The following is a 21,800-nucleotide window of genomic DNA, read 5'->3' as shown; positions in this document are numbered from 1 at the left end:
GTCCTTCCGTGCGTGCAGATTGTGGTGCGCGGTCAGCGCGAGAGCGTGGCGACGGCCTCGGCGTGGACCCCGGGCGCGGCGGCCAGGAAACTCTCGCTCTGCGGGGTCCAGGGGCGCCCTTCGGCGTCGGAGATCTGTCCGCCGGCCTCGGTGACGAGCAGCGCCCCGGGCAGCAGGTCGGCGCGGGCGCCGGCGAACTGCCAGAAGGCGTCGATCCGGCCGGCGGCCACGTTCAGCAGGTGCAGGGTCGCGGGCACGGCGGCGCGGACGACGAGCGCGCCGAAGAGCATCGCGGTGATCGAGGAGCCGACGCGCCGCACGACCTTCTCGTCCTCGTCCGGCCGGGCCTGGCTGGTCGCCACGATGCTCAGGCCGAGGTCCGCGGTCGGCGAGACGTGCAGCGGCCGGCCGTCGAGGTGGGCGCCCGCGCCGGCGAGCGCGGTGTAGGTCTCGCCGGTCAGCGGCAGATGGACCGCGGTGAGCACCGGCTGATTCTCGCGCACGAGGGTGGCGGTCACCGCCCACTCCGGCAGGGCGTGCAGGTGGTTGACGTTGCCTTCGGCCGGATCCACGACCCACCATTCGCCGGGCGGCAGCGCCCCACCGTCCAGCTCGTCCTCCACCCAGCCGGCGTCCGGGCGCAGGCGCGTGAGGCCCGGGCGCAGGATGTCGAGGGCCGCGTCGTCGTTGGCGGCGAGGGCATGCATCAGCTCTTCGCGGGTCTGGTGGCGGACCACCTCGCCGAAGCGCTCGCGCAGCGCCGAACCGGCCGCGCGCACGACGAGCGCGGTCTGCCCGAGCAGGTCGGCGTCGGAGGCGGCGACGTCAGTGGTCTGAAGCGTTTCGGACATGGTGGAACTCCCTTATGAGGAGGGGTGATTGGGCCGGTCTGATCAGGCTGTGCGTTTCCGTCGTGCGGTCTCGTCTCGAAGGTATAGAGCCCCTTCATTAACTTCAAATGCATGTCAAGCACGGCTAGGATTACTCGCATGCAATTGGATTTGAACCTGCTCACCGCGCTCGACGCGCTGCTGGAGGAGGGAAGCGTGGCCGGAGCGGCCGCGCGCCTGCATGTCACCGCTCCCGCGATGAGCCGGAGTCTGGGCCGGATCCGGCGCACGACCGGGGATCAGATCCTGGTGCGCACCGGCCGCACGATGACCCCGACGCCGTATGCGATCGCCGTCCGGGAACAGGTGCACGAGCTGCTGCAGCAGGTCCAGGGGGTGCTGGCACCGAGCCGTGAACTCGATCTGGCAACGTTGGAACGCACTTTCACACTCCGCTGGCACGACTCCCTGGTCGCCTTGAGCGGCCCCGCACTGCTCGCGGCCGTGCGCGGACAGGCGCCGGGAGTGCGATTGCGTTTCGTCGCGGAATCGAGCATTGACACCCCCGAGTTGCGGCGCGGCGAGGTCGACCTGGAGGCGAACGCCAACCGCCCGAGCGCACCGGACATCCGTGCCGAGAACGTGGGCGAGACCCGCCTCGTCATCGTCGTGAGGCAGGGGCACCCCCTCACCCGCGTCAGGACCGTCACCGCAAAGCGGTACGCCGCCGCTGAGCACGTCACCGTCTCGCGACGTGGAAACCTCAGCAATGCCCTCGACGACGCCCTCGCGCGGCTCGGCCTCACCCGCCGTGTGGTGGCGACCGCGCCCACGGAAGCGGCCGCGTTGGAGTTCGCGCGCGGCTCCGATCTCCTGATCAGCGTCCCCGAGGCCACCACGCGGTCCGTGGTCGCCGACCTCGGCCTGGTCGTGCTCCCCCTCCCGCTCGACCTGCCGTCGGCACCGATATACCTGTCGTGGCATCAGCGCTACGACACCGACCACGCCCACGCCTGGCTGCGCGGCCTGGCGCGAACCGCGCTGGCCAAGCGCGGAGTGTCGTAGGCGAGGTTGTTGCTGAGTCGGCTCTCTGCGTCGCTTCCTTCCCGGCGAGGGTTCCGGGCGTGATCGTTTACTTAAAGTAGTCGTTCGACTACGTCGCGTTACGCATGGTCGTGAGTGTCACGACCCCCCAGGCACGGAGCTGCCCGCATGCGACGTATCACCACCCGGATCGGCACCCTCGCGGTCACTGCCCTGCTCGCTCTGGCCACGAGTCAGAGCGGACAGGCCGGCGCCGCCGACGATGCCGCGTACTTCAACATGCAGGACATCACCGGCAGCAACTTCGTCATCGAGATCACCAAGCCGGAAGCCATCAAGGAAGCCCGCCAGATCGTCGCGAGCGGGGATCGCAAGATCGTCATCGGCCGGATCATCAAGAGCGCGGCCAGTTGCAACCCCAGGACTTCCACTACAACCCGAACAGCATCAGCTTCGCCGACGTGGCCATCGAGGTCTGCGACGCCACCATCCCCTACGTCGAGGACCACCTGGAGGAAGCCGGCGGCCCCTTCCTTCCCGGCCTCTACTGGTGTCCCTGGACCGGCCGCCTCACCGAAGAAGTCACCCCCAGCTGACCCTGGTCCGTGCTCACCGGCTTCAAACGGTGATGCTGTCCAGGGGGCTTGATCCAACCTCAACCGCCGGTCGACGTGCCCCTCCCGTGCCCGTTCGGTCGGGAAACGGTGGGGAGCCATGGTAGCTGGCGGACAACGCCCACGAGCACGGCCCCTGACCGATTGCCTGGTCAGGGGTCGTTCACCTGCGGTGGGTGTGGGATGTGGACCCACGGTGACATCGCTGCCACGACGGTTTTCACGACTGTCCGCCGGTCGTAATCAGCGGCTCAGGCCGTTCTCGCGGAGTGTGGCCGACGCCCCGTAAGCGGAAACGGGTACAACCACGTCCGACCAGGGTGCGGCGGTGTGGGTGGTGCCGCATCGGCCGGGGGGTGCGGAAATCGGTCGCGCCTCGTGAGCCGAGCGGCTAACTTCCGCCTGAGCGCAGTGAGTTGCGAGACGCGAACGCGAGGGGAATCGGGCATGGAGATCGAGGGCGTGCGGACCGACCGTCTGGGTTTGCTGCTCGACCAGTTCGACCATGCCAGGGAGATGGCCCAGGTGCGGCTCGCGGGGCTCAGCGACGAGGAGTATCTGTGGGAGCCGGTGCCCGGAAGCTGGTCGATCAGACGCCGGGACCAGGCGAGGACGCCCAGGGCGTTCGGACCGGGCGAGTGGGTGCTCGACCTGGGCGCCGCGGACATCCCGGCGAACGAGTACGCCGAAGTGTCTCGGCAGGCAGCCGGTGGGATGAGCGTGGCCAAGATCGCCGATGACTGGAGCGTGAGCGTCGAACGGGTGGAGCAGATTCTCGCCCACACCGGCGCGCCGGAGCCGGACGATACGCCGGTCACGACCATCGCGTGGCGGCTGGGGCACCTGCACTTCCACTTCGCCGGCGGCTGGGAGTGGACCTTCGGTGAACGACGGCACGAGCCGAAGCTGCTGACCGACTTCACTCCCTCGGCCCCCTTGGCGCTAGAGCGGTTCTGGGCGCTGATCGACCGCTGGCGCGACAGCGTCGGCGCCGTCACCGACGAGCAGCTCGACACGGTCGGCTTCTCGCAGTACCCGTACGGCTCCGACCCCGACGACCCCTTCATCGCCGTACTGGCGGGGGCCAACCTCGAATTCATCCACCACATGGCCGAGATCGCGTTGCTCCGCGACCTGTGGCGGACCCGCCCCACCACCTCCGGCTAGGCCGGGCGCGGTCCTGCCGACGGGTACGCCCGGCATCCCGTAAGTACGTGTGCTGGAGCGCGGGTTGGCGAGGCGCCAACAGTCTCAGGCGGTTGTCTACGGGGCGACGGCCGCCGTTTCGGCCCGTTTCCTCGGCGAACACCGAGCCGTGGTCGGAATGTGCGCCGCAGGGTCACCGCATCGGACCGGTGCTGTTGGTTCCTCTCCGCCGGCGTCGGACCGGTACTCGACGGACGGGTGTGAGGGCCCGAGACCGGGCAGGGATTCGGGCCCTCACGTGCCGCGCAACCGTCGGGGGCGTTTGCGCGATGACCACTTCAACGAGATTCCGCCCCGGGGGATACGTTCCGGCGCGCGGCTTTGAAGGGACGTACCGCGGGCGTGACACGGGCGCCGGGGGAGGGGCGCATCGAGGCGGAGACACGCCATGTCGCAACCGCCGGGGCCGACTGATCAGCCGGCATCGTGCGACGCTCGATGTTCACGCCCGTGCCGGCGGCGACGATCCGCGGAAGCCGACGGCCCTCGCGGAGCGGGCGGTGTCCGTTCCCCTCTCGATTCAGGGACGGTCGTCGGGCCCGGCTGCCGGAGCCTTGTCGGCGGCACCGGCCCACCGGCTTTCGCCCACGCCCATGACAGGGCGAACGGTGCCTGCTGCGGGCATGAGTCATGACTCATGAGTCATGGGTCCTGCCCGGGCTGGGACAGGGCCACGGCAGAGCCGATTCGCCTGCTTCTTCAGGGCAGATGGTCGATGAGTCGGTCGACGAGGGGAACCGGGTGTGACAGCGCGGCCAGGTGCCCACCGGGAATCGTCTCGGCCTCGATCCCGAGGCGGTCGCGGGCGACTCGGCGCTGGAACTCCAGGGGGAAGAACCGGTCCCCGGCCGCGGCAAGCACATGTGTGGTCACGTCGGGCCAGGTGCGGATGTCGCAGGGCTGGTTGAAGGCGATGTCGGCCTCGGGCCCCTGGTGATCCGCTCCGGCGGCGGCGACTTCGGCCGGTACATCGTGCAGGAAGTAGGTGTCCAGGTCGATTTCCGCGGTGTATCCACCCGCTTCGGCCGCTGCGATGCGGGCCGGCTCCGATCCGGTGTTGCCCCACCACTGCCCTGGAGTCTCGCCCGGCAGCGGAATCATTGCGTTGACGAGCACCAGCAGTTCTACGGGGGTGCGGGCGCAGGCCATCGGCGCGGTGAACCCGCCCATCGACTGGGCGACCACCACGACGCCGCGGCGATCGCCGACCGCCGCGACGACCGCGTCGGCGTACTCGGGCAGCCCCGAGGACTCGTCGGCGCCGGGCAGCTCGACAGCGATCACCTCGTGCCCCCGGCTCCGCAACGCGGACGCCACGCGATGCCAGTACCAGGCCGAACCCCCGGCCCCGGGAACCAGGACGAACATATTCACCATCACTTCCATCCGTTTCACCCTCAGGACATAGCGACCGCCGGGAGCGACGGAAGTCATCGGTCGCAGCCCTTATGCGTAATCCTTCGGCGGCCGGGTCGTCGAGGTGAAGCTCCGTCCGTCGATCCGCTCCACCAGGACCGCCGGCTCAGCCTTGAGGGTGGTCCAAGGAGAGACGTCCCGCTTCCTGCGGGGAGATGCAGGTGCAAGGCCTGCCCGGCGCTCTGTGAAGACCCTGTCCCGTTGTAGTGCGGGACAGGGTCTTTTTTTTGCGTGGTGTGGAGTCGGCGCGTCCACGTCCACGTCCACGTACTCGACCGGTCGCGGGCGACAAGGGAGCCGCAACCAAAGTCAGTTGTACGGCGTGAGATCTGGTGGGACAGCTGTCGCCCGTCCCGGTCGGAACCTGAATGCGAGGGGGGAGCCGATGACACGGGACCCTGCCGGGGACGTGAGGTCGCAGGCCGGACCGGACCCCAGGTGGACCGGGACAGTGAAGGCACGCGTAGTACGTGTGACGTTCCGCCTCCTCATGGCTGCCCTGATCGTGCTGCTCGCCGTACGCACCTACGAGGAGACGGCCGTGGCACTCGCGCGGTCGAACGGGTCTCTGCGCACGATCGGGGCCACCGTCACCGGGCTGACGGGCCACACGGAGTCCGGCACGGAGGGCGGAGGCCAGGACGGCGGCAGCGGGCGCTGGTTCGTCCACACCGAGTACACGGTCGAACTGCGCGTCGGTGACGAGCTGAAAGCGGTGGACGGCGTCCCGGACGATTCGGCGCAGGGCCTCCAGGAGGGACAGCGGGTCGAGGCGGGGTTGTGGCACGGGCGGGTCGTGGAGATCGACGGGCGTGACGTGTGGCCCGGCTGGCACCCCGGCGCGTGGGACATCGCGCTGTTCGTGCTGTACCCACTGATCATGGGGTATCTGCTGGCCCTCGCCGTGGCCGCCTTCGCGTATGTGATCTGCCGCCGCGACCGGTTGCGGCTGGAGCGGCGGGACCGGGCCGGACCCTGGCTGCTCGGGTTCCTCGTCGGGGTTGCGGCGGTCTTCGTGCTCATCGGGTGCGGGGCCTTCGGGATCCGCCCCGCGTTCTGGCCGCTCGTTCCCGTCGGCGCCGGAACTGTGGCCGCGCTGGTGAGACTGCGGGTGGTGGTCCGGCGCATGCGGGCCCGAGCAGCTCCATCGACACGACCGCGGTCCTCATGACCGAGGCCGCGTCGACGAACTGACCGGCACCGGTGAGCCGTTCGTGACGGACGGTCCGAGAGGCTTCATGAGTCGTGTCGATCTTCTGTCGTGATGTCGAGGATGCCGAGGAACGCGGTCGCCGCAGGCGGGCGGCCGAAGCGGCTCCAGATGGCGTACTCGACGCGGGCCGGCGCGTCAGCGACGTCGATGGTGACGACACCGCCGAGCTGAGGCGCGTAGGCGGAGGGGAGCAGGGCCACGGCGAGGCCCGGCCCGACGAGTCGAGCGATGTAGTCGGCCGTGGTCACTTCGAAGGCGACGTCACGGTCGAGACCAGCGGCTGCGAAGGCATGGTCGGACTGCGCGCGGCCGGCTGTCCCCGCCGGAAAGTCCACGAAGACCTCGGAAGAGAGCCTGCGCAGGTCGACAGCTGATTCGCCGGCGAGTGGATGGTCCGGCGCGACCACGGCGACGAGCCGGTCACGGGCGAGTTCGTGGGCGGCGACTCCCCGGGGTCGAGCTGTGGTCGGCAGCCCGAGGAAGGCCACGTCCAGTGTTCCCTGCCTGACCCACTCGACGAGGTCGTCGCTCGCGCCCACACGCAGGCTGACGCGCACGTGCGGGTGGTGCCGGCGGAATTCCCGCAGCACGCCTGGGATGTCGACCGCGGCGACCGTTGGGATCAGGCCCACGGCGAGTCGTTCGCGCACCTCTCCGACAGCCGCAGCGACCTCGGCGACCGCGCGTTCGGCGGCGTCCAGGCACTGGCGGGCGGCCGGGAGGAACGCTTCGCTCATCGTCGCCGTCCTGGCCGTGACCGTGCTCCACGAGCGCTCCTCCGCCTGGCGCCTCCTGTGGGGTGTGACGGGCGTCGCCGGGGTCGGCCTGGTGGTGATCGGGCCGAACGCGGCGCTCGACACCGTCGGGATCGTCGCGGGCCTCGCCGGAGCAGCCACGATGGCCCTCGGCGTGACGCTCACCAAACGCTGGGGACGCCCCGCCGAGGTCAGCCCCCTCGCCTTCACCGGCTGGCAACTCACCGCCGGAGGCCTGTTCCTGGCCCCTCACCTTCCTTGTCGAGGGAGCGCCACCCGCGATCGGTTTGCACGCCGCTCTCGGCTACCTCTGGCTGGGCCTGGTCGGCGGTCTGATCACCTTCGTCCTGTGGTTCCAGGGCATCGCGACCCTGCCGGTCACCTCGGTCGCGGTTCTCGGACTGTTCTCCCCGCTGGTCGCCGCCGTTCTGGGCGCCGTCGTGCTCGGCCAGACCCTCGGCCCGATCCAACTCGTAGGGTTCGTCCTCGCCCTCGCCTCGATCGTCGCGGGGCAGCTCCCCGCTTCCACCGGCTCACCTGACGCCGCTTCAACACCCGTACCGGAAAGGATCCATCGATGAGGATCGTCGTCATCGGAGCCGCAGGCATGGTCGGCTCACGCGTCGTCACCGAGGCCGCGAACCGGGGCCATGACCTCGTCGCGGTGTTCCGCGGCAGGCGGTCAGCCGCCCTGCCGCCCGGCGTGACCGCCGTCGACGGTGACGCGAACGACCCCGACGACATGAGCGGACTCTTCGACGGCACCGGCGCGATCGTGGCTGCCACCCGCCCCGCCGCTGGGCACGAACACACCGTCGTCCCGACCACGACGGCCCTGCTCGACGCGGCCGCGACGGCCCGGACGCGCATCCTCGTCGTCGGCGGCGCCGCCCCCCTGCGGATCCCGGGACGCTCCGACCGGCTCGTCGTCGACAGCCCGGAGTACGTGCCGCAGCAATGGCGCACCCTCGCCGCTGCCAGCGCCGCGCAACTCGACGCCTGCCGAGCACACCCGGCCGACTGGGTCTATCTCAGCCCACCCGCGGTCCTCGAACCCGGACGTCGCACCGGAGAGTACCGACGCGGCACCACGACACTCATCACCGGCGCCGACGGCTCGTCCCGAATCTCAGCCGAAGACCTCGCCGTGGCCGTCCTCGACGAACTCGAGAACCCACGCGACGTCAAACACTTCACCGTCGGCTATTAGTGTCCGGTCGCCAGGGGCGTGGCTGGTCCGATGACGTCTCGGTCGGCGCATGACTCGGCTTCGAGGTCACGTCGAGCACCGGCCCCCGGCCGGAGTGGGTGACCAGGACGCTCATCAGTGCCTGGTCGGCGGACGGTCAGCCTTCGTAGAGGCCCAGGCCCTCGCCGGCCGCCGCGCGCACCAGGACTTCGGCCAGCTCCACCGGGGTGGAGAGCATCGGGTAGTGGCCGGTGGCCAGTTCGAAGAAGGTGACTCCGGGCTCGGCGAGCTTGGCGAACCGCGGAAGGCCGGTGCCGTGCAGCGTGCGGGCGAACTCCACGCTGAGGCCGTTCGCGAGGCAGAACACGCCGGTGGTCGGGAGCTTGAGCCAGGCGCCGGTCAGCTCGATCGGCTCGGTGACGGTCCGGACCGGGTGCGGGGTGGCCAGGCGGTGGTAGCGCTCCAGCTCCGCCGGCGGGACGGCGTGCACCGCCGGGATCTCCTCGGGCACCGGGATGACGCCGCCGAGGGCGCGGTCCAGCAGGCCGAGCTGCGGCATCTGCGCCACCATCGACTCACCCGGCTCCGGGAAGCCGGTGTCCACGAACACCACCCGGGCGACCTGTCCGGGGCGCCGGTCGGCCGCCGCGAGGGCGGGGAAGATGCCGTAGCTGTGCGCCACCAGCACAGTCCCGGGGCCCTCCGCGTCGAGCAGCGCCGCCACGGCGTCGGTGTGCTCGCCCAGCCCGACGCCGACGGGGTCCTCCCCGGCCCGTTCGGCGAGGCCGGGCAAGGTGACCGGAAGTGCCCGGTGCCCCTGCGCGGTCAGCTCGGCGGCCACCGCCTCCCAGGCCCAGCCACCCATGAAAAGCCCCGGGATCAGCAGAAACGTCGTCATGACAGACCTCTTTCGAAGCATCGCCTGTGCGGTCGGTCAGGACGGTAGGACCTCCCCCTGGGGGAGATTCCAGCTGCTTCTGGCGCGCGGGGCCCGGCAGGATCCGCCGGAAAGGCCCTGGCCACGCCGCGGTGGACCCGCAGCGCCGCGACGAACTCGTTGTCCTGAGCGGGCCTTTGGCACACCCTGCGCTCGGGCCGGCATCGCCGCCCGGCTCTTCGGTGGCGGGTCGTTCGGGGCCGGGTCGCCCGGCGTCAGAAGCCCCACGGGCCGAGTTCGACGATGGCTGCGAACAACTGCCCCCACACGCCCTGCGCGGGCGCTTCCTCGTTCACCGAGAGTGGTTCGAGGGCGGCAGCCTCGCTCAGGAAAGTCCCGCTTGCTGTCCTCGCCCGGGTACGGGTTCCAGCAGGCACCCATGAACCGGTACACGGTCTCCAGCAGTCGCACGAAGGCCTCGGTGTCCCGGGCGAGGGGGAACGGGCCCTGGTCGTTGCGAACCATCGACACCGCACCCGTCCGAGGGTGGACGAGTACCTGGCCGGTGTCGGCGTAGGCCAGCTCGAAAGTGCTCGGCCTGGTCCAGCACCTCGGCCTGGTCCAGCACCTCGGGTCGAACGCGGTTGGCGCGATGGGGCGACACAGGGACAGGCCGAGCCAGGCCGTACAATCCCGCGAATGCCGATTCCGCGCGTCACCAGCAGGGTTGCACTCGTCGCCGTTGCCGCGCTGCTCGCCGGGTGCGGCACGGAGGGGCCGAACCCGGCCGATCCGGCGCCGAGTGGTTCCCGTACCGGTGAAGCATCCGTCCACCGTGCCTGGGCGTACGAGTACGTCTCCGATGTCGACCCCGTCGGCAATCAGGGGCTCGACATCGCCGCCGTGTCCCAGCGCGAGGCCTGGGCCATTGCGGCACTGCATGATGCCGGCGGCTCCGGCGCGCGGATGCGGATGCTCCGGTTCGACGGCTCGCGGTGGCAGCCGTACGACCTGTCGTCCGATCTCCGTGACGCACTCGGCGGCGGCACGCTCAGGTCGCCGACCCTGCACGCCGGCGCGGGCAGCGCCTGGCTGTTCGCGCGCGTCGACCACGGGCCGGGCACGTACTCCACCCCGATCGCCGCCCGGTTCGACGGCACCCACTGGCTGGCTGTCGCGCTGCCCAAGGAAAGCGATACGGCCGCCGTCGCGGTGCTCGGGCCCTCGGACGTCTGGGCGCTCGGGAAGCCCAGGCAACGGACGGCCTGGCACTGGGACGGGCGCGGCTGGACCGCCACCCGACTGCCAGTGGAGGCGCAGGCCGTCACCACGGAGACCGCCGGCGGGGATCTCCGGGTGGCCGGGAACGTTCCCGACCCGGAGGCGGACACGGCGGACGAGCCGGATCCGGACCACCCGAAGCCGCGCCCCCTTCGGCTCGCGGCCGCGCGATGGGACGGGCGGCGGTGGCGCGAGGAGCGGATGCCGGACGTCGATACGGCGGACGCGAAGTTTCCCGGCTGCCGGACGCAGGTGCGGACGCTCGTCGTGCGGGGTGCCGACGACGTCTGGGCCATGGGGATCGAGTACGGCCCGTACACCGGGACCAGATACGCGCCTCCGGGCGACCAGCCTTGCGCCCTCCACTGGGACGGCAAGCGGTGGAGCAAGTCGCGTGCGCTGCCCGCGGGGATCCTCGACACCAAGAGGGTGCGCGGCGAGAACGGGAAGGTGAGGCGCATCGCACGGCCGCCCCACGTCACCGGGATCACCGGGAAGGTCACCGAGGTCGACAGGAGACAGGCGTTCCGGCTGGCCGAGATCGTCCCGGTTCCGGGGACCGATGAGGCATGGGGCGTCGGCACGGCCGAACTCGGAGCGTCCGGCGATGCGAACTTCAGCCGCGCCGTGATCGTGCGGTACCGGCCCTAGGGCCGGTCGCTGCGATCTTGGATATCGAGGGTGGGTCGGGCTGTCTGGCGGCCGCTTAGGATCAGCCCATGATCGCTGACCTGCAGTGCGTGGTGCTGGACTGTTCCGAGCCGACGCAACTTGCCGAGTTCTACCAGGCACTGCTCGGTGGGGCTGTCAACCAGGAGGATCGGCGATGGGCCCTGAGCGACGGCTGGGCGACCTTGCACACGCCTTCTGGAGGCGTCCTCGCCTTCCAGCGGGTGTCTGACTACATGCCGCCGCAGTGGCCCGAATCGACCCGGCCTCAGCAGTTCCATCTGGACCTCGGTGTCGCTGACCTTGACCGAGCCCAGGAACAGGTGCTGGCCTCGGGGGCGAGGATGCTGGACGACGGTTCCGGTGGACGAAGTTGGCGCGTCTATGCCGATCCGGCAGGGCATCCATTTTGCCTGGTGCGGCACTGAGGAGAGGGAACAGACGAGGAACACGGTGGCACAGGCGGTGGGTTCTTGGGTGTTCCGGCTGTGTGCTGGTGAGCGCGCACGATGGGCCTGTTCCAGGGTTCGCCACCACCGTGACCCGCGTCGCCCCGACAACAGGTGGAGGGGACGGCCCCTGGTCAGCCGGCCGTCGTCGCGGTCGAGTCGGACGTGGGTGCGGGTGAAGGAACGAATAGCCCGCTGAGTAGACCGAGTTGGGTGTCGATCGCGTCGAGGGCGTCGAGTGCCGTGAGGGCGGCGGTCAGGGCGCATCGGCTGGGAGGAGTCGCGGCGCCGGCCGTCCGGAGGTGTTGCGGCGGTTCGGTTCCCGTGTCCGCGAGCGAGGTCGGGCGGCGGCCGATGGCCCGGCGCAGGGCGACCGCGTGTGCCGCGATCTGAGTACGCCGTACCGTCACGGCCGGGTCGGCGGTGACGGCGTCCGGTGCCGCCTTGATGGCCAGGGCGAGGTCGTCGACGGGGTCGCCGCAGCGCCTTACCACCGTCAGGGGCCGGAGCGTGCACGGGTCGGGCCGCCAACGAGCGGACGGTATCCGGGCCTTGGGGACAGCGGCCAGGATTCGCATCGGGGCGGTCGCGGTGCCCAACTGCTCGACGAGGTAGGTGAATCGAGCCTGCGCCACGCGGACAGCCTGGCCGTCGTGCCAGTCGGCCTCCATCAGGTCGCCCAGGCCGGACAGTGCCGCGGCGGTGCGTGCTCGTATCACCGCTTCGGTGCGGATGGGCAGGACCAGCCAGGAAGCCGCCGCGCCGAGAACAGCGCCGACCGCGATTCCTGCCAGCCGGGTGTGCAGAAGGTCTCCGGGACTCTGCCCGAGCCAGTCGTAGAACAGCGAGAGTACGGCGGTGACGCCGCCCGCCCAGTAGGCGTAGCCGAGTTCACGCAGCCAGGTGGCCACGGCCAGCACGGCGAAGATCACGACGACCGCGGTGTCCGACCGGGGTCCGAACAACCCGGAAACCGCGTCGGCCACGACCGTGCCGGCTGCGGCGCCGAGCGTTCGCCACACCCCCTTGACCAGTACGTCCCCGCGGCTGCGCGCCCCGCTGCACACCAGGAAGGCCGTGAGTACCACCCACGCCCAGTGGTCCGGCCACAGAATCCGGCCGATCGCGAACGCGGCGGTCGACGCGGCCGCCATCTGCAACGCCATCCGGGTGCCGGCCGGGATCCGGCGGCGCGTCGCGCGGGTCACCGCGGTCACCCTCATGGACGGCGGCCGCGGTACGAGACCGGTGCGCTGTGCCGTCCACGTCACGGCGGTTCCCCAGGCGACCGCCACCAGCGCCGATACCGCCACCCACGCCGAGTGCTCGTGCCCACTCACGGGCCCTGTCCCTGGGGGCACCACCAGTACCGCGATGAGCGGGAGAACGACGAGCGTGCCCGCCCGGGTGGCGCGCGCCCCGAACCGGCGAACCCAGATCGCCCCCACGACCCCCACGACGAACACCGCGTCACCCGCGAGGGGGTGCCGCTGGAGCAAGGCGCTCAGTTCTGTCCCCCCTGCCGCCGCGCAGGGCAGCACGGCGCAGGCCAGCAGTCGATCGGCTCGGTCGAAGTGGCGTTGCACGCGACCGAGTGCCGAGGCGATCACCACGGCCTGCGCCACGCTGCCCACGCGCAGCCCCGCCTCGCGCTCGACGAACAACGCCCACCCGTACGTACCCAGCACGGTGGCCATGGTCACGGCCGTCGCGCGCAGGTGCATCCCGCGCGGGTCGAAGTGCGGCGCACGACGCGTCGACCTGAGAAAGGTACGCAACACGTAGAATCACCGCCGAGAGATTCCGAGACATGTCCGAGAGGTGTCCGAGAGATGTCGGGAGTTTTCGAGGGATTTCCTGAAGGTGAGGCACGGAGGGAATCGCCTCCCCGATTTTATCGTAAGTGCTACCTTAGCAAGGTGATGGGAGAGCGAGCAGAGCACGGGGACGCGGAGAGAGCGGCGCCCGAGGGGTGGGACAGCCGGACGTCCGCCGAGATCCGGATGGGCGCCATCCGGCTCGCCCGCCGACTGAGCGCGGAGCGCCCCGCGGACGGGCTCAGCCTCAACAAGAGCAGCGTGCTCGGTCACCTGCGCCGCAACGGCCCCATGCCGGCCGGTGCGCTGGCCGCCGCCGACCACCAGCAGCCCCAGTCCCTGACGCGGGTCTTCGCCGATCTCGAACAGGAGGGTCTGATCAGCCGGACGCGCGACACGCAGGACGGGCGGCAGCGCGTGCTGCGACTGACCGACGCGGGACGCGAGGCCCTCGCCCGTGACATGGCACAGCGCGACGCATGGCTCGACATCGCCCTGGTCGACCTCACCGAGACGGAGCGTCAGGTCCTGCTGCTCGCCGCCCGCCTGATGAACCGTCTCGCCGACTCCCCGACCGCCGCACCCGGCCCCACGACCCGACCGCACTGACGGAGGCTGCCGTGTCCTGGTCCGACCACGCCATCTGGTGGCAGGTCCACCCGCTGAGCTTCCTCGGCGCGGAGCCGACCGCCCTGCCGACCGACGCACCCCCGCGGCACCGCCTGCCGGTCCTCGTCGACTGGCTGGACCATCTCGTCGGCCTCGGGTGCAACGGCCTCGCCCTGGGGCCGGTCTTCGCCGCCGAGACACACGGCTACGACACGTCCGACCACTTCCACGTCGATCCCCGTCTGGGAACCGAGGGCGATCTGCTCGAACTCGTCGAGCGCGCGGCGGCACGCGGGGTCCGCATTCTGTTCGACGGCGTCTTCAACCACGTCGGCCGGTCCTTCGCCCCCTTCGTCGACGTGACGCGGCACGGCACCGCTTCGCCGTACGCGGACTGGTTCGTGCCCGAGGGCGACGACTTCCGCACCTTCGAGGGGCACTCGCATCTGGTCGCTCTGAACCATGCGTCCCCCGCTGTCGCCGACCACGTCGTCGCGGTCCTCGACCACTGGCTCGACCGTGGCATCGCCGGCTGGCGGCTGGATGCCGCCTACGCGGTTCGCGGCCCTTCTGGCGCACCGTCACGGAACGCGTCCGCTCCCGCCACCCCGGCGCGTGGTTCAGCGGCGAGGTGATCCACGGCGACTACACCGCGTACGTCACCGAGGGCGGACTGGACTCCGTGACGCAGTACGAGCTGTGGAAGGCGATCTGGAGCTCACTCAACGACAGCAACCCGCACGAACTGGCCTGGGCGCTCAAGCGCCACAACGCCATGGTCGACACCTTCGCGCCGCAGACGTTCGTCGGCAACCACGACGTCACGCGCGTCGCCAGCCGGCTGCACGAACCTCGCCACTTGGCGCACGCGCTCACCGTGCTGTTCACCGTCGGTGGGACACCGTCCGTCTACGCGGGAGACGAGCGTGCGTGGCTGGGCGTCAAGGAGGAACGCGCGGGCGGCGACGACGCCGTCCGTCCCGCGTTCCCCGCCTCCCCGTCGGATCTCGGTCCCGACGGTCTCCCCGTCGAGCGGCTTCACCAGACCCTGGTGGGCATTCGTCGCCGCCACTCCTGGCTCGTACGCGCCCAGACCCGGGTTCACACCCTCGACAACACGGTCCTCAGCTACACCTTGACCGCACCTGACTCCGGCTCCGCCGTCGCGGTCGCCCTCAACTTCGGCCCCGCTCCGGCCACCGCGGACATTCCGGCCGCCCCATGGACCCGCGCTGCGGGTGACGCCTCCGTCGAACCCGCCACCGGTTCCGTTTCCCTGCCGCCGCTGGGGTGGTTCATCGCCACGACATCGGGATAGAGCATGCCGGGCCGGCGGGCTGGTGGCCCTTCTGGGCCGTGACGAGGCGGACCGCATCCAGGGTCCAGGGCCGGACGTTCACTCCTTCGCGGTCGCCTGCCCGTCCGATCGCGTCCGGGCCGCGCTCTCCTGGGCCTGGAGAAGCTCGTCGCCGTGCTCGACCGCCCAGCGCCCGAGCTCCCTCATCGGGCCCTCGACCAGACTCTGCCCCAGCCTGGTAAGGCTGTACTCGACACGAGGCGGTGCCTCGGCGTGCGCGTGCCGGCCGATCAGGCCCCCGGTGAGCAGGCGACGCAAGGCGTCGGTCAGGACCTTGTCGCTGATGCCGCCGATCGAGGCGCGCAGGACGCGGCGTCGGCGCGGTCCCTCGCGGAGAGCGGCCAGCACGACGGGATCCCAGGTGTGGGCGAAGAGGTCGGTGGCCGCGCGCAGACGGCAGTCGGCGACCAACTCGTAGCAGTGGGCTTCGTGTTCAGTCATCGCACCATCATCATCGCGCGCCGGTCACGCACTGATCGGTGCGTAACGCCCTCCCTACCGTAGCCACTCGACCGACAACTGGTGGAGAGGGAGCGGCAATGCGTATCGGGATCCTGGGAACAGGGACACTGGCGGCGGGACTGGGGGAGGGCTGGGCTCGTGCGGGGCACGAGGTGGCGATCGGCGGACGCTCGCCGGTCAAGGCGGAGAAGCTTGCCGAGCAGCTGGGGCACGGTGTGCTCGCCGTCTCGCCGCGTGAGGCGGCCACAGGGCGCGACGCGGTACTGCTCGCCGTGAGCTGGGAGGGCGTCGAGGACATGCTCGGGCTGGCGGGCGCGTCCGACGGCGTGCTCGAAGGGACGCCACTGATCGATCCCACGAACGCTGTGGCGCACGGCGTCGGTGCACTGCTCACCGGACAGGGCGAGTCGGTGGCGAGCCGGATCGCCGAGCTCGCTCCAGGAGCCCATGTCGTCAAGGCTTTTCATCTGTTTCCCGCCGCCCAGTGGACGAGCTCACCGGTCGGTGGCCGATCCCCTGTGACCGTGGCGATGTGCGGGGACGACGCGGCCGCACTGCGCGTGGTCGGCGAACTGGTCCGCGATGTCGGCGGGGCGCCCGCGACTCTCGGAGCGCTGGATCGTGTCCGTCAGCTGGAGGAGGTGGCCGGTTTCGTCATCGGGCTGGTGTTCGCGGGCTTCGACCCCAACTCCGCCATCCCGCGCGTCCCTTCACCGGCCGCGACGAACTGATCCGCTGTCCACGCCGATCCGGGAGATCCGGGGCGACGCCCGCACGGCCTGTCTCCTGTCACGGCCGAACTTCGATCGATCGCGGGGGCGCAAGCCGAGCGAGCGGCTGTACGGATACGGCGGCTGCTCCGCGAGCCCGTAGCCGGAGTCGGGATTCAGCCGCTGACCCGCTCCACCGGAATCCACACCTCGGCGTCCGCGTGTGTGCCGTCCTCGGACACCCGCGTGCGCGAGAGTGATGGACCAGGCCGGCTCCGGTACGGGTTCGACGGGAACCACTGCGTGTACACATCCCGCCAGAGGTACTGCACCGCCAGCGGGAACTGGCCCGAGGACTCGAACACCGCCCACGTCCCCGGCCCGACGTCAAGGCTGTCCGAGGCGCCGGGCACCTCCGCGTCGCTCACCACCCCGTGGAAGTAGCCGATTTCGGTGCCCTCCGCATCCTCCGCGGAGTGGTTGCTGACAGCGGCCACGACACCACCGGGCTCCCCGTCCGCGTACTCCTCCCAGCGCCCCAGCGTCTCCTTGCCGATGCTCTTGACGAACTCCACGATGGCCGGGTTCATCCCCTCGTAGACCAGCGGGACCCGTGTCCCCCTGCCCATGAGCCTGAACCCGTCCTTCTCCACTACCCGGTACCGCATGCTGCCGCTCCCTTCCACGATCAGCCGGAAGGACATCCGTGGCTGGGATTGCAGCGCCGCACCCGTCCGCCGTGCCTCGCCGGGGCCGACCCCGTGCACGGCGCGAAAGGCACGCGCGAACGCCTCGCCCGAGCTGTAGCCGTACCGCACCGCGACTTCGAGCAGGGTCCGCTCCCCGGCGAGCACTTCGGCCCCGGCAAGCGTCAGCCGTCGGCGGCGGATGTACTCGGAGAGCGGGATGCCCGCCAGCGCGGAGAACATCCGCCGGAAGTGGTACTCCGACGTCACGGCGATACGGGCCAGCTCAGCCGCGTCGATGGGCTCATCGAGGTGGTCCTCGATGTGGTCCATGGCCTGATTCAGCCGCTCCAGCACTCCTGGCCGTCCTTTCCTTACTGATCTCCACGCTAGGGAAGTCCCACCGTGCCGGACCCGACATCCTGTGCCCGGTGCGGTCGGGTCGGCTCGCCGCCCGGTGTGTCGCGTGACCTCATCACGCGGTGCCGGATGGCGGGGATCACGTATGCCTGACGGCTCGGCGTCGTCGGCGCCGAGGGGGTCGGCGCCACGGCCGCCCCCGCGGTGCGGAAAGCACTCAGCCATGCCGACCGACCCCGGTGATGAGTTTTCGCGCCCGCGCCCGTCACACCTACGACGGGACACGATGAGGCGGAAGGATGACGTGATGAGTGCGGACACGCGGCTGGAGGAACTGGGCGTGAGCGGGCTGGGCGAGATCGACGAGCCGGCGTTCTCGGGGCTGGCGCAGCGGCACCGGCGGGAGCTGCACGTGCACTGCTACCGGATGCTCGGGTCGTTCGAGGACGCCGAGGACACCGTGCAGGAGACGTTCCTCCGTGCCTGGCGGCGGCGGGAGACCTTCGAGGGGCGGTCGACGTTCCGGGCCTGGCTGTACCGGATCGCCACCAACGCCTGCCTGGACCTGCTCGCCAAGTGTCGCCCGGAGCCTGCCACCGGTGGCGAGGTGCCGTGGCTGCAGCCCTACCCGGACCGGCTGCTCGACGAGCTGCCCGCGGGCGACGCGGACGAGCCGGAGAGTGTCGCCGTCGCGCGGGAGACGATCGAGCTGGCGTACCTGGTCGCCGTCCAGCACCTCGCGCCGCGCCCGCGGGCCGTGCTGATCCTGCGGGACGTGCTCGGCTGGCCGGCGAAGGACGTCGCGGAGCTCCTCGGGGACTCCGTCAACTCCGTGAACAGCGCGCTGCAGCGGGCCCGCGCCGGCATGCGGGAGCACCTGCCCGCCGAGCGGCAGGACTGGACCGGCGGCGAACAGGACGCCGGGACGCGCGAGCTGGTGCGCCGCTACACCGACGCCAGCGTGGCCACGGACGTCGACAGGCTCGCCGCACTGCTGCGGGACGACGTCCGCTGCTCGATGCCGCCCACGCCGGGCCTGTACGTCGGCCGCGACGCGGTGGTGAACGACTGGGTCGAGAGCGGCTTCGAGGGCATGAAGGGCCTGCGCACCGTCCTCACCTCCGTGAACCGGCAGCCCGCCGTCGCCTTCTACCTCTGGCGGCAGCGGGAGGGCGCGTACCTGCCGCTGACGATCGACGTCCTGCGCGTCACCGGCGGGGCGATCACCGAGATCGTCACGTTCCACGACGACCGGTTCCCGAGGCTCGGGCTACCGGAGAGCCTGCCGGCGGACGGCACGGAGTAGTCCCGGTGTGGACGCTCGCGCTGCGCGGTGGCGCGCGGGTCGCGGTGGTCGCGGCGGAGTGGTGCGACGCGTTCGGCGTCGTCACCCGCGGGCGGGTGCAGCTGGAGCTGCGCGACGGCGAGCCCGGGCCGGTCCTCGGACGTGACGCCGGGTTCTGGCTCCGCGGCACCGGCGTCCGCGCCCTGCGGAACCCCGGCCGTCGCACGGCGAGGGTGCGCATCGTCACCCCCCCCCAGGGCCAGGACCGTCACATGCCGGTCGACACACCCCGTACCCCAGCCACCGAAGGATGGAGGAACGACATGAACAGCATGAATGACACCGGGGTCGGCGCAGGCCCGACCTCGGGCCGGACCGGCCACACCCACGTACTCCGCGGGCTCGTCGGCACCGGCTTCGTCGCCACGCTCGCGGCGATGGTGGCCACCACCCTCGCCGCTGCGCTCGCCCGGGCCGTCGGCGTCGACTTCGAGGTCCCCGATGGTGGCGAGACGATCCCGTTGTCCGGGTTCGCCGTGGTGACCGGCTTCTTCTCGGTCGTGGGCGTCGTCATCGCCGTCGCTCTTCAGCGTCGGAGCGCTCGCCCCGCCGAGCGATTCGTGTGGACGGCGGTGTCGCTGACCGCGATCTCGTTGGTCCCGCCGCTCCTCTCCGGGGCGAACACCGCCAGCACCACCGCCCTCCTCGGGCTGCACCTCGTCGCTGCGACGGTGATGATCCCCACCCTGGCCCGGAGCCTCCGCACCCGGACCGATTGACGATCCTCCGGTCGACTCAGACCGCTCCGGATCGCGTCGATCCGGAGCGGCAGGACCCTCGTCCCGGCGGTCGCCGGCCGACGGCCGGTCGACGGACAGCGCAGGTAAAGTGGGGTTCGGCGGTGGCTGCTACGGCCTCATGAAGGCAAGACCTATGCGGGAGCGAGCGAGCGTGCTCAGGGATCGGGAGTCGGACGCCCCGGCGGTCAGTCGATCCGCCCAGGCCGCGGCGACCCGGCAGCAGATCGTCGAGACGGCGCAGCGCCTCTTCGCCGACCGCGGCTACCCATCGACCTCGTTGCAGGCCATCGCGAACGAGATGGGTCTCACCAAGGCTGCTGTCTACTACCACTTCCGAACCAAGGCGCAGATCCTCCAGGCCTCGCTCGATCCGGCGGTCGAGGAGATGACGGTGCTTCTGGACGAGTTGGCGGGCATGGCATCGCGCCGGGAGAGACTGGACGCGTACGCGGTCGGCTGGGTCGACTTCCTGGTGCGCAACCGTGAACTCGGAACCATGCTCCTGCACGATCCCGAGGTTCGGGCCGCCAGCGTCTACGCCGAGAACGACGGGCGCAGGCGTCGCATCCTGCGGGTTCTGTTCGGGAACTCACCCACACCGGCGGAACGCATGGCCTATGTGATGTGCGTGTGGATGCTGGAGGGGCTCGGCGAACTGTCCGACCTCTCGGACGATGATCTGCGGGCCACCCTTCTCCTGACCGCCCGAGGTCTCCTCGCCGTTCCCGGCGCAGCGAAATCCGACGAGGCGTGAGCCGACGTCCGTGATGCGGACGCGTACGTGCTCCGACGAGGCCTGGGCAGCCGCGGCAAGCAGTGTGAATTCCTTCGCTAGCCGATGGCTAGTGAATGGCTACTCGCTGGTAAAGTGAGTGCGGGTCCGTGAGATCCAAGCGGTGATCCGGCCTGGCGCTCGCGCCGTGCCGTCCCGACCTCGCGCGCAGACATCGCACCCGACGCGCAGACACCGCACCCGAGCAGTCCCCTGGAGCCCTGACCCGAGATGACGACGACCGCCACCCCTCCCGCCGCGACGCCCGGGCCCGAGCAACCGCACCCGGTCTGGGGCGTGCTGACCGAACGCGCGCGGATCGGCAGCCGGCCCGGCGCACGTGCCGACGGGCACCGTGTCGCGCTGGCCATCGAGGGCGGCGGGATGCGGGGAATCATCGCCGGCGGGATGGCCCTGGCCCTGCACGAACTCGGGCTGACCAACAGTTTCGACGCCGTCTACGGTGCCTCGGCCGGAGCCGCCTCCGGGGCGTGGCTGCTGAGCAGCAGCCCGGAATCCCTGCGGTTCTGGGCGGTGCCCAAGTACGCCAGGACGCTGATCCGGCGCTCCAACCCGCTGCGCGGGCGGCCGCTCGTGGACCTGCACGCCTTCTACGAGGTGCTCTACCGCTACGGCGACCAGGACTGCGCGCCGATGGACTTCGCGTCGATCCTGGCCAACGACGTCGAGTACCACCCGCTGGCCACCGACGCCGCCACCGGGGACTCCACCGACCTGCGGCCCTTCATCGGCGACGAAGCGGAGTTGCGCCTGGCGCTGCGGGCCAGTGCGGCCCTGCCGCTTCTGGCGGGCGAACCCGTGACGCTGCGCGGGCGCCGGTTCTACGACGCGGGCGTCTCGGAATCCGTGCCGTACCGGACCGCGCTGGCTCAGGGCGCGACCCATGTCATGGTGCTGCGATCCCGGCGTGCGACCGACGTCGCGCGGCCGTCGCGCTCCGCACCGATCATCGCCAGGACTCTGCTGCGCCGTGAGCCCGTGGCCCTGCGCCAGGTGTTCCTCGACCGCGAAGCCCGCCTGGCCGAAGACGATGCCCGCCTGGCAGACCACTCGGCCGTCGTCTCGATCCGCCCCGCCCCGGACTCGCCGCCGGTCGGCCGCCTGGCCCGCGAGGGCGACCTCCTCGAAACCGCCTTGGAAGCAGGGCGCTTCGCAGTCCACGAGGCCTACAGCGGCCTGAGCGACGCCCGAACGCCCAGCGGCGACTGACCGAAGCGCGAGCCCTCGCCGCTTCGATCACTTCGTGCCCACGCCGGGCCCTCCGTCGTCCGGCCTCCGTCTCAAGCGCCTTGTCAGCGCGAGGAGTTGACGCCCGTCCGGTGAACTCGCCCGGACGCAGCCGGTGTTACTCCGTTCACGCGGGGCGGGCCGGACATCC

At 70.8% G+C, this 21,800-nt stretch carries 21 protein-coding genes and 2 pseudogenes; 15 read left to right on the top strand and 8 right to left on the bottom strand.

Annotated elements, in window-relative coordinates:
* Positions 1-32 precede the first annotated feature (32 nt).
* Complete coding sequence (locus ACFWBT_RS25160; protein ID WP_385704204.1) at positions 33-851, bottom strand: inositol monophosphatase family protein; 819 nt, start codon at positions 849-851, stop codon at positions 33-35.
* A 138-nt stretch (positions 852-989) separates the two neighbouring features.
* Between ACFWBT_RS25160 and ACFWBT_RS25155 the strand changes: the two genes are divergently transcribed.
* Positions 990-1,895: a LysR family transcriptional regulator gene (locus ACFWBT_RS25155; RefSeq protein WP_385704201.1), complete on the top strand. Its 906-nt coding sequence runs from the start codon at positions 990-992 to the stop codon at positions 1,893-1,895.
* Positions 1,896-2,107: 212 nt separating this feature from the next.
* Here ACFWBT_RS25155 and ACFWBT_RS25150 read toward each other — a convergent pair whose 3' ends face one another.
* Positions 2,108-2,257 (bottom strand): hypothetical protein, encoded by a 150-nt coding sequence (locus ACFWBT_RS25150; RefSeq protein WP_385704200.1) that lies wholly within the window; start codon positions 2,255-2,257, stop codon positions 2,108-2,110.
* A gap of 27 nt (positions 2,258-2,284) precedes the next feature.
* Between ACFWBT_RS25150 and ACFWBT_RS25145 the strand changes: the two genes are divergently transcribed.
* Both ACFWBT_RS25145 and ACFWBT_RS25140 read left to right on the top strand, forming a co-directional pair.
* Positions 2,285-2,470, top strand: coding sequence for a hypothetical protein (locus ACFWBT_RS25145; protein WP_385704198.1), 186 nt, complete (start codon positions 2,285-2,287; stop codon positions 2,468-2,470).
* A 465-nt stretch (positions 2,471-2,935) separates the two neighbouring features.
* Positions 2,936-3,655 (top strand): DinB family protein, encoded by a 720-nt coding sequence (locus ACFWBT_RS25140; RefSeq protein ID WP_385704196.1) that lies wholly within the window; start codon positions 2,936-2,938, stop codon positions 3,653-3,655.
* A 738-nt stretch (positions 3,656-4,393) separates the two neighbouring features.
* Here the strand turns inward: ACFWBT_RS25140 and ACFWBT_RS25135 are convergent.
* Positions 4,394-5,071, bottom strand: a complete 678-nt coding sequence (locus ACFWBT_RS25135; RefSeq protein ID WP_385704194.1) for an alpha/beta fold hydrolase — start codon at positions 5,069-5,071, stop codon at positions 4,394-4,396.
* Between the two features lie 529 nt (positions 5,072-5,600).
* Between ACFWBT_RS25135 and ACFWBT_RS25130 the strand changes: the two genes are divergently transcribed.
* Positions 5,601-6,281 carry a hypothetical protein gene (locus ACFWBT_RS25130; protein WP_385704192.1) on the top strand — a complete coding sequence of 227 codons (681 nt, stop codon included), beginning with the start codon at positions 5,601-5,603 and terminating at the stop codon, positions 6,279-6,281.
* Between the two features lie 65 nt (positions 6,282-6,346).
* Here ACFWBT_RS25130 and ACFWBT_RS25125 read toward each other — a convergent pair whose 3' ends face one another.
* Entirely contained in the window at positions 6,347-7,060 is a 714-nt protein-coding gene (locus ACFWBT_RS25125; protein WP_385704190.1) for a LysR substrate-binding domain-containing protein, read from the bottom strand.
* On the opposite strand from ACFWBT_RS25125, the pseudogene ACFWBT_RS25120 reads away from it, so the two are divergent.
* Positions 7,056-7,659: pseudogene (locus tag ACFWBT_RS25120) on the top strand (EamA family transporter); the annotation flags it as partial. The gene ACFWBT_RS25125 and the pseudogene ACFWBT_RS25120 overlap by 5 nt on opposite strands.
* Positions 7,656-8,288, top strand: coding sequence for an NAD(P)-dependent oxidoreductase (locus ACFWBT_RS25115; protein ID WP_385704188.1), 633 nt, complete (start codon positions 7,656-7,658; stop codon positions 8,286-8,288). The pseudogene ACFWBT_RS25120 and the gene ACFWBT_RS25115, both read left to right, overlap by 4 nt.
* 136 nt (positions 8,289-8,424) lie before the next feature.
* On the opposite strand, the gene ACFWBT_RS25110 is transcribed toward ACFWBT_RS25115, so the two are convergent.
* A complete protein-coding gene (locus ACFWBT_RS25110) occupies positions 8,425-9,165 on the bottom strand; it encodes an alpha/beta fold hydrolase (RefSeq protein ID WP_385704186.1) in 741 nt (246 codons plus the stop codon).
* A 678-nt stretch (positions 9,166-9,843) separates the two neighbouring features.
* On the opposite strand from ACFWBT_RS25110, the gene ACFWBT_RS25105 reads away from it, so the two are divergent.
* Together ACFWBT_RS25105 and ACFWBT_RS25100 are read left to right on the top strand one after the other, a co-directional pair.
* Positions 9,844-11,076, top strand: a complete 1,233-nt coding sequence (locus ACFWBT_RS25105; RefSeq protein ID WP_385704183.1) for a hypothetical protein — start codon at positions 9,844-9,846, stop codon at positions 11,074-11,076.
* Between the two features lie 68 nt (positions 11,077-11,144).
* Positions 11,145-11,522 (top strand): VOC family protein, encoded by a 378-nt coding sequence (locus tag ACFWBT_RS25100; RefSeq protein WP_385704182.1) that lies wholly within the window; start codon positions 11,145-11,147, stop codon positions 11,520-11,522.
* 155 nt (positions 11,523-11,677) lie between these two features.
* Here the strand turns inward: ACFWBT_RS25100 and ACFWBT_RS25095 are convergent, their stop codons facing one another.
* Positions 11,678-13,324, bottom strand: a complete 1,647-nt coding sequence (locus ACFWBT_RS25095) for an FUSC family protein (RefSeq protein WP_385704179.1) — start codon at positions 13,322-13,324, stop codon at positions 11,678-11,680.
* A 141-nt stretch (positions 13,325-13,465) separates the two neighbouring features.
* Between ACFWBT_RS25095 and ACFWBT_RS25090 the strand changes: the two genes are divergently transcribed.
* Positions 13,466-13,969, top strand: coding sequence for a MarR family winged helix-turn-helix transcriptional regulator (locus ACFWBT_RS25090; RefSeq protein ID WP_385704177.1), 504 nt, complete (start codon positions 13,466-13,468; stop codon positions 13,967-13,969).
* Positions 13,970-13,980: 11 nt separating this feature from the next.
* Positions 13,981-15,287: pseudogene (locus ACFWBT_RS25085) on the top strand (alpha-amylase family glycosyl hydrolase).
* 78 nt (positions 15,288-15,365) lie between these two features.
* Here the strand turns inward: ACFWBT_RS25085 and ACFWBT_RS25080 are convergent.
* Positions 15,366-15,767: a winged helix-turn-helix transcriptional regulator gene (locus ACFWBT_RS25080; protein ID WP_385704176.1), complete on the bottom strand. Its 402-nt coding sequence runs from the start codon at positions 15,765-15,767 to the stop codon at positions 15,366-15,368.
* 98 nt (positions 15,768-15,865) lie between these two features.
* Between ACFWBT_RS25080 and ACFWBT_RS25075 the strand changes: the two genes are divergently transcribed.
* A complete protein-coding gene (locus ACFWBT_RS25075) occupies positions 15,866-16,519 on the top strand; it encodes an NADPH-dependent F420 reductase (RefSeq protein WP_385704174.1) in 654 nt (217 codons plus the stop codon).
* 155 nt (positions 16,520-16,674) lie between these two features.
* On the opposite strand, the gene ACFWBT_RS25070 is transcribed toward ACFWBT_RS25075, so the two are convergent.
* Entirely contained in the window at positions 16,675-17,541 is an 867-nt protein-coding gene (locus tag ACFWBT_RS25070; protein WP_385704172.1) for a helix-turn-helix domain-containing protein, read from the bottom strand.
* Between the two features lie 310 nt (positions 17,542-17,851).
* Between ACFWBT_RS25070 and ACFWBT_RS25065 the strand changes: the two genes are divergently transcribed.
* The 4 genes from ACFWBT_RS25065 (at position 17,852) to ACFWBT_RS25050 (ending at position 21,631) form a co-directional block, all read left to right on the top strand.
* A complete protein-coding gene (locus ACFWBT_RS25065) occupies positions 17,852-18,850 on the top strand; it encodes an RNA polymerase subunit sigma-70 (protein ID WP_385704169.1) in 999 nt (332 codons plus the stop codon).
* Positions 18,851-18,855: 5 nt separating this feature from the next.
* Positions 18,856-19,608, top strand: a complete 753-nt coding sequence (locus ACFWBT_RS25060; RefSeq protein WP_385704166.1) for a DUF6069 family protein — start codon at positions 18,856-18,858, stop codon at positions 19,606-19,608.
* Between the two features lie 172 nt (positions 19,609-19,780).
* Positions 19,781-20,383 (top strand): TetR/AcrR family transcriptional regulator, encoded by a 603-nt coding sequence (locus ACFWBT_RS25055; protein WP_385704164.1) that lies wholly within the window; start codon positions 19,781-19,783, stop codon positions 20,381-20,383.
* Positions 20,384-20,632: 249 nt separating this feature from the next.
* Entirely contained in the window at positions 20,633-21,631 is a 999-nt protein-coding gene (locus ACFWBT_RS25050) for a patatin-like phospholipase family protein (protein WP_385704162.1), read from the top strand.
* The last annotated feature ends 169 nt before the right edge of the window (positions 21,632-21,800 follow it).

The organism is Streptomyces sp. NPDC060027 (assembly GCF_042737005.1).
Classification (GTDB): domain Bacteria; phylum Actinomycetota; class Actinomycetes; order Streptomycetales; family Streptomycetaceae; genus Streptomyces.
Note: the sequence above shows the minus strand (reverse complement) of the source record. Positions and strands in the feature narration are given on the sequence as shown.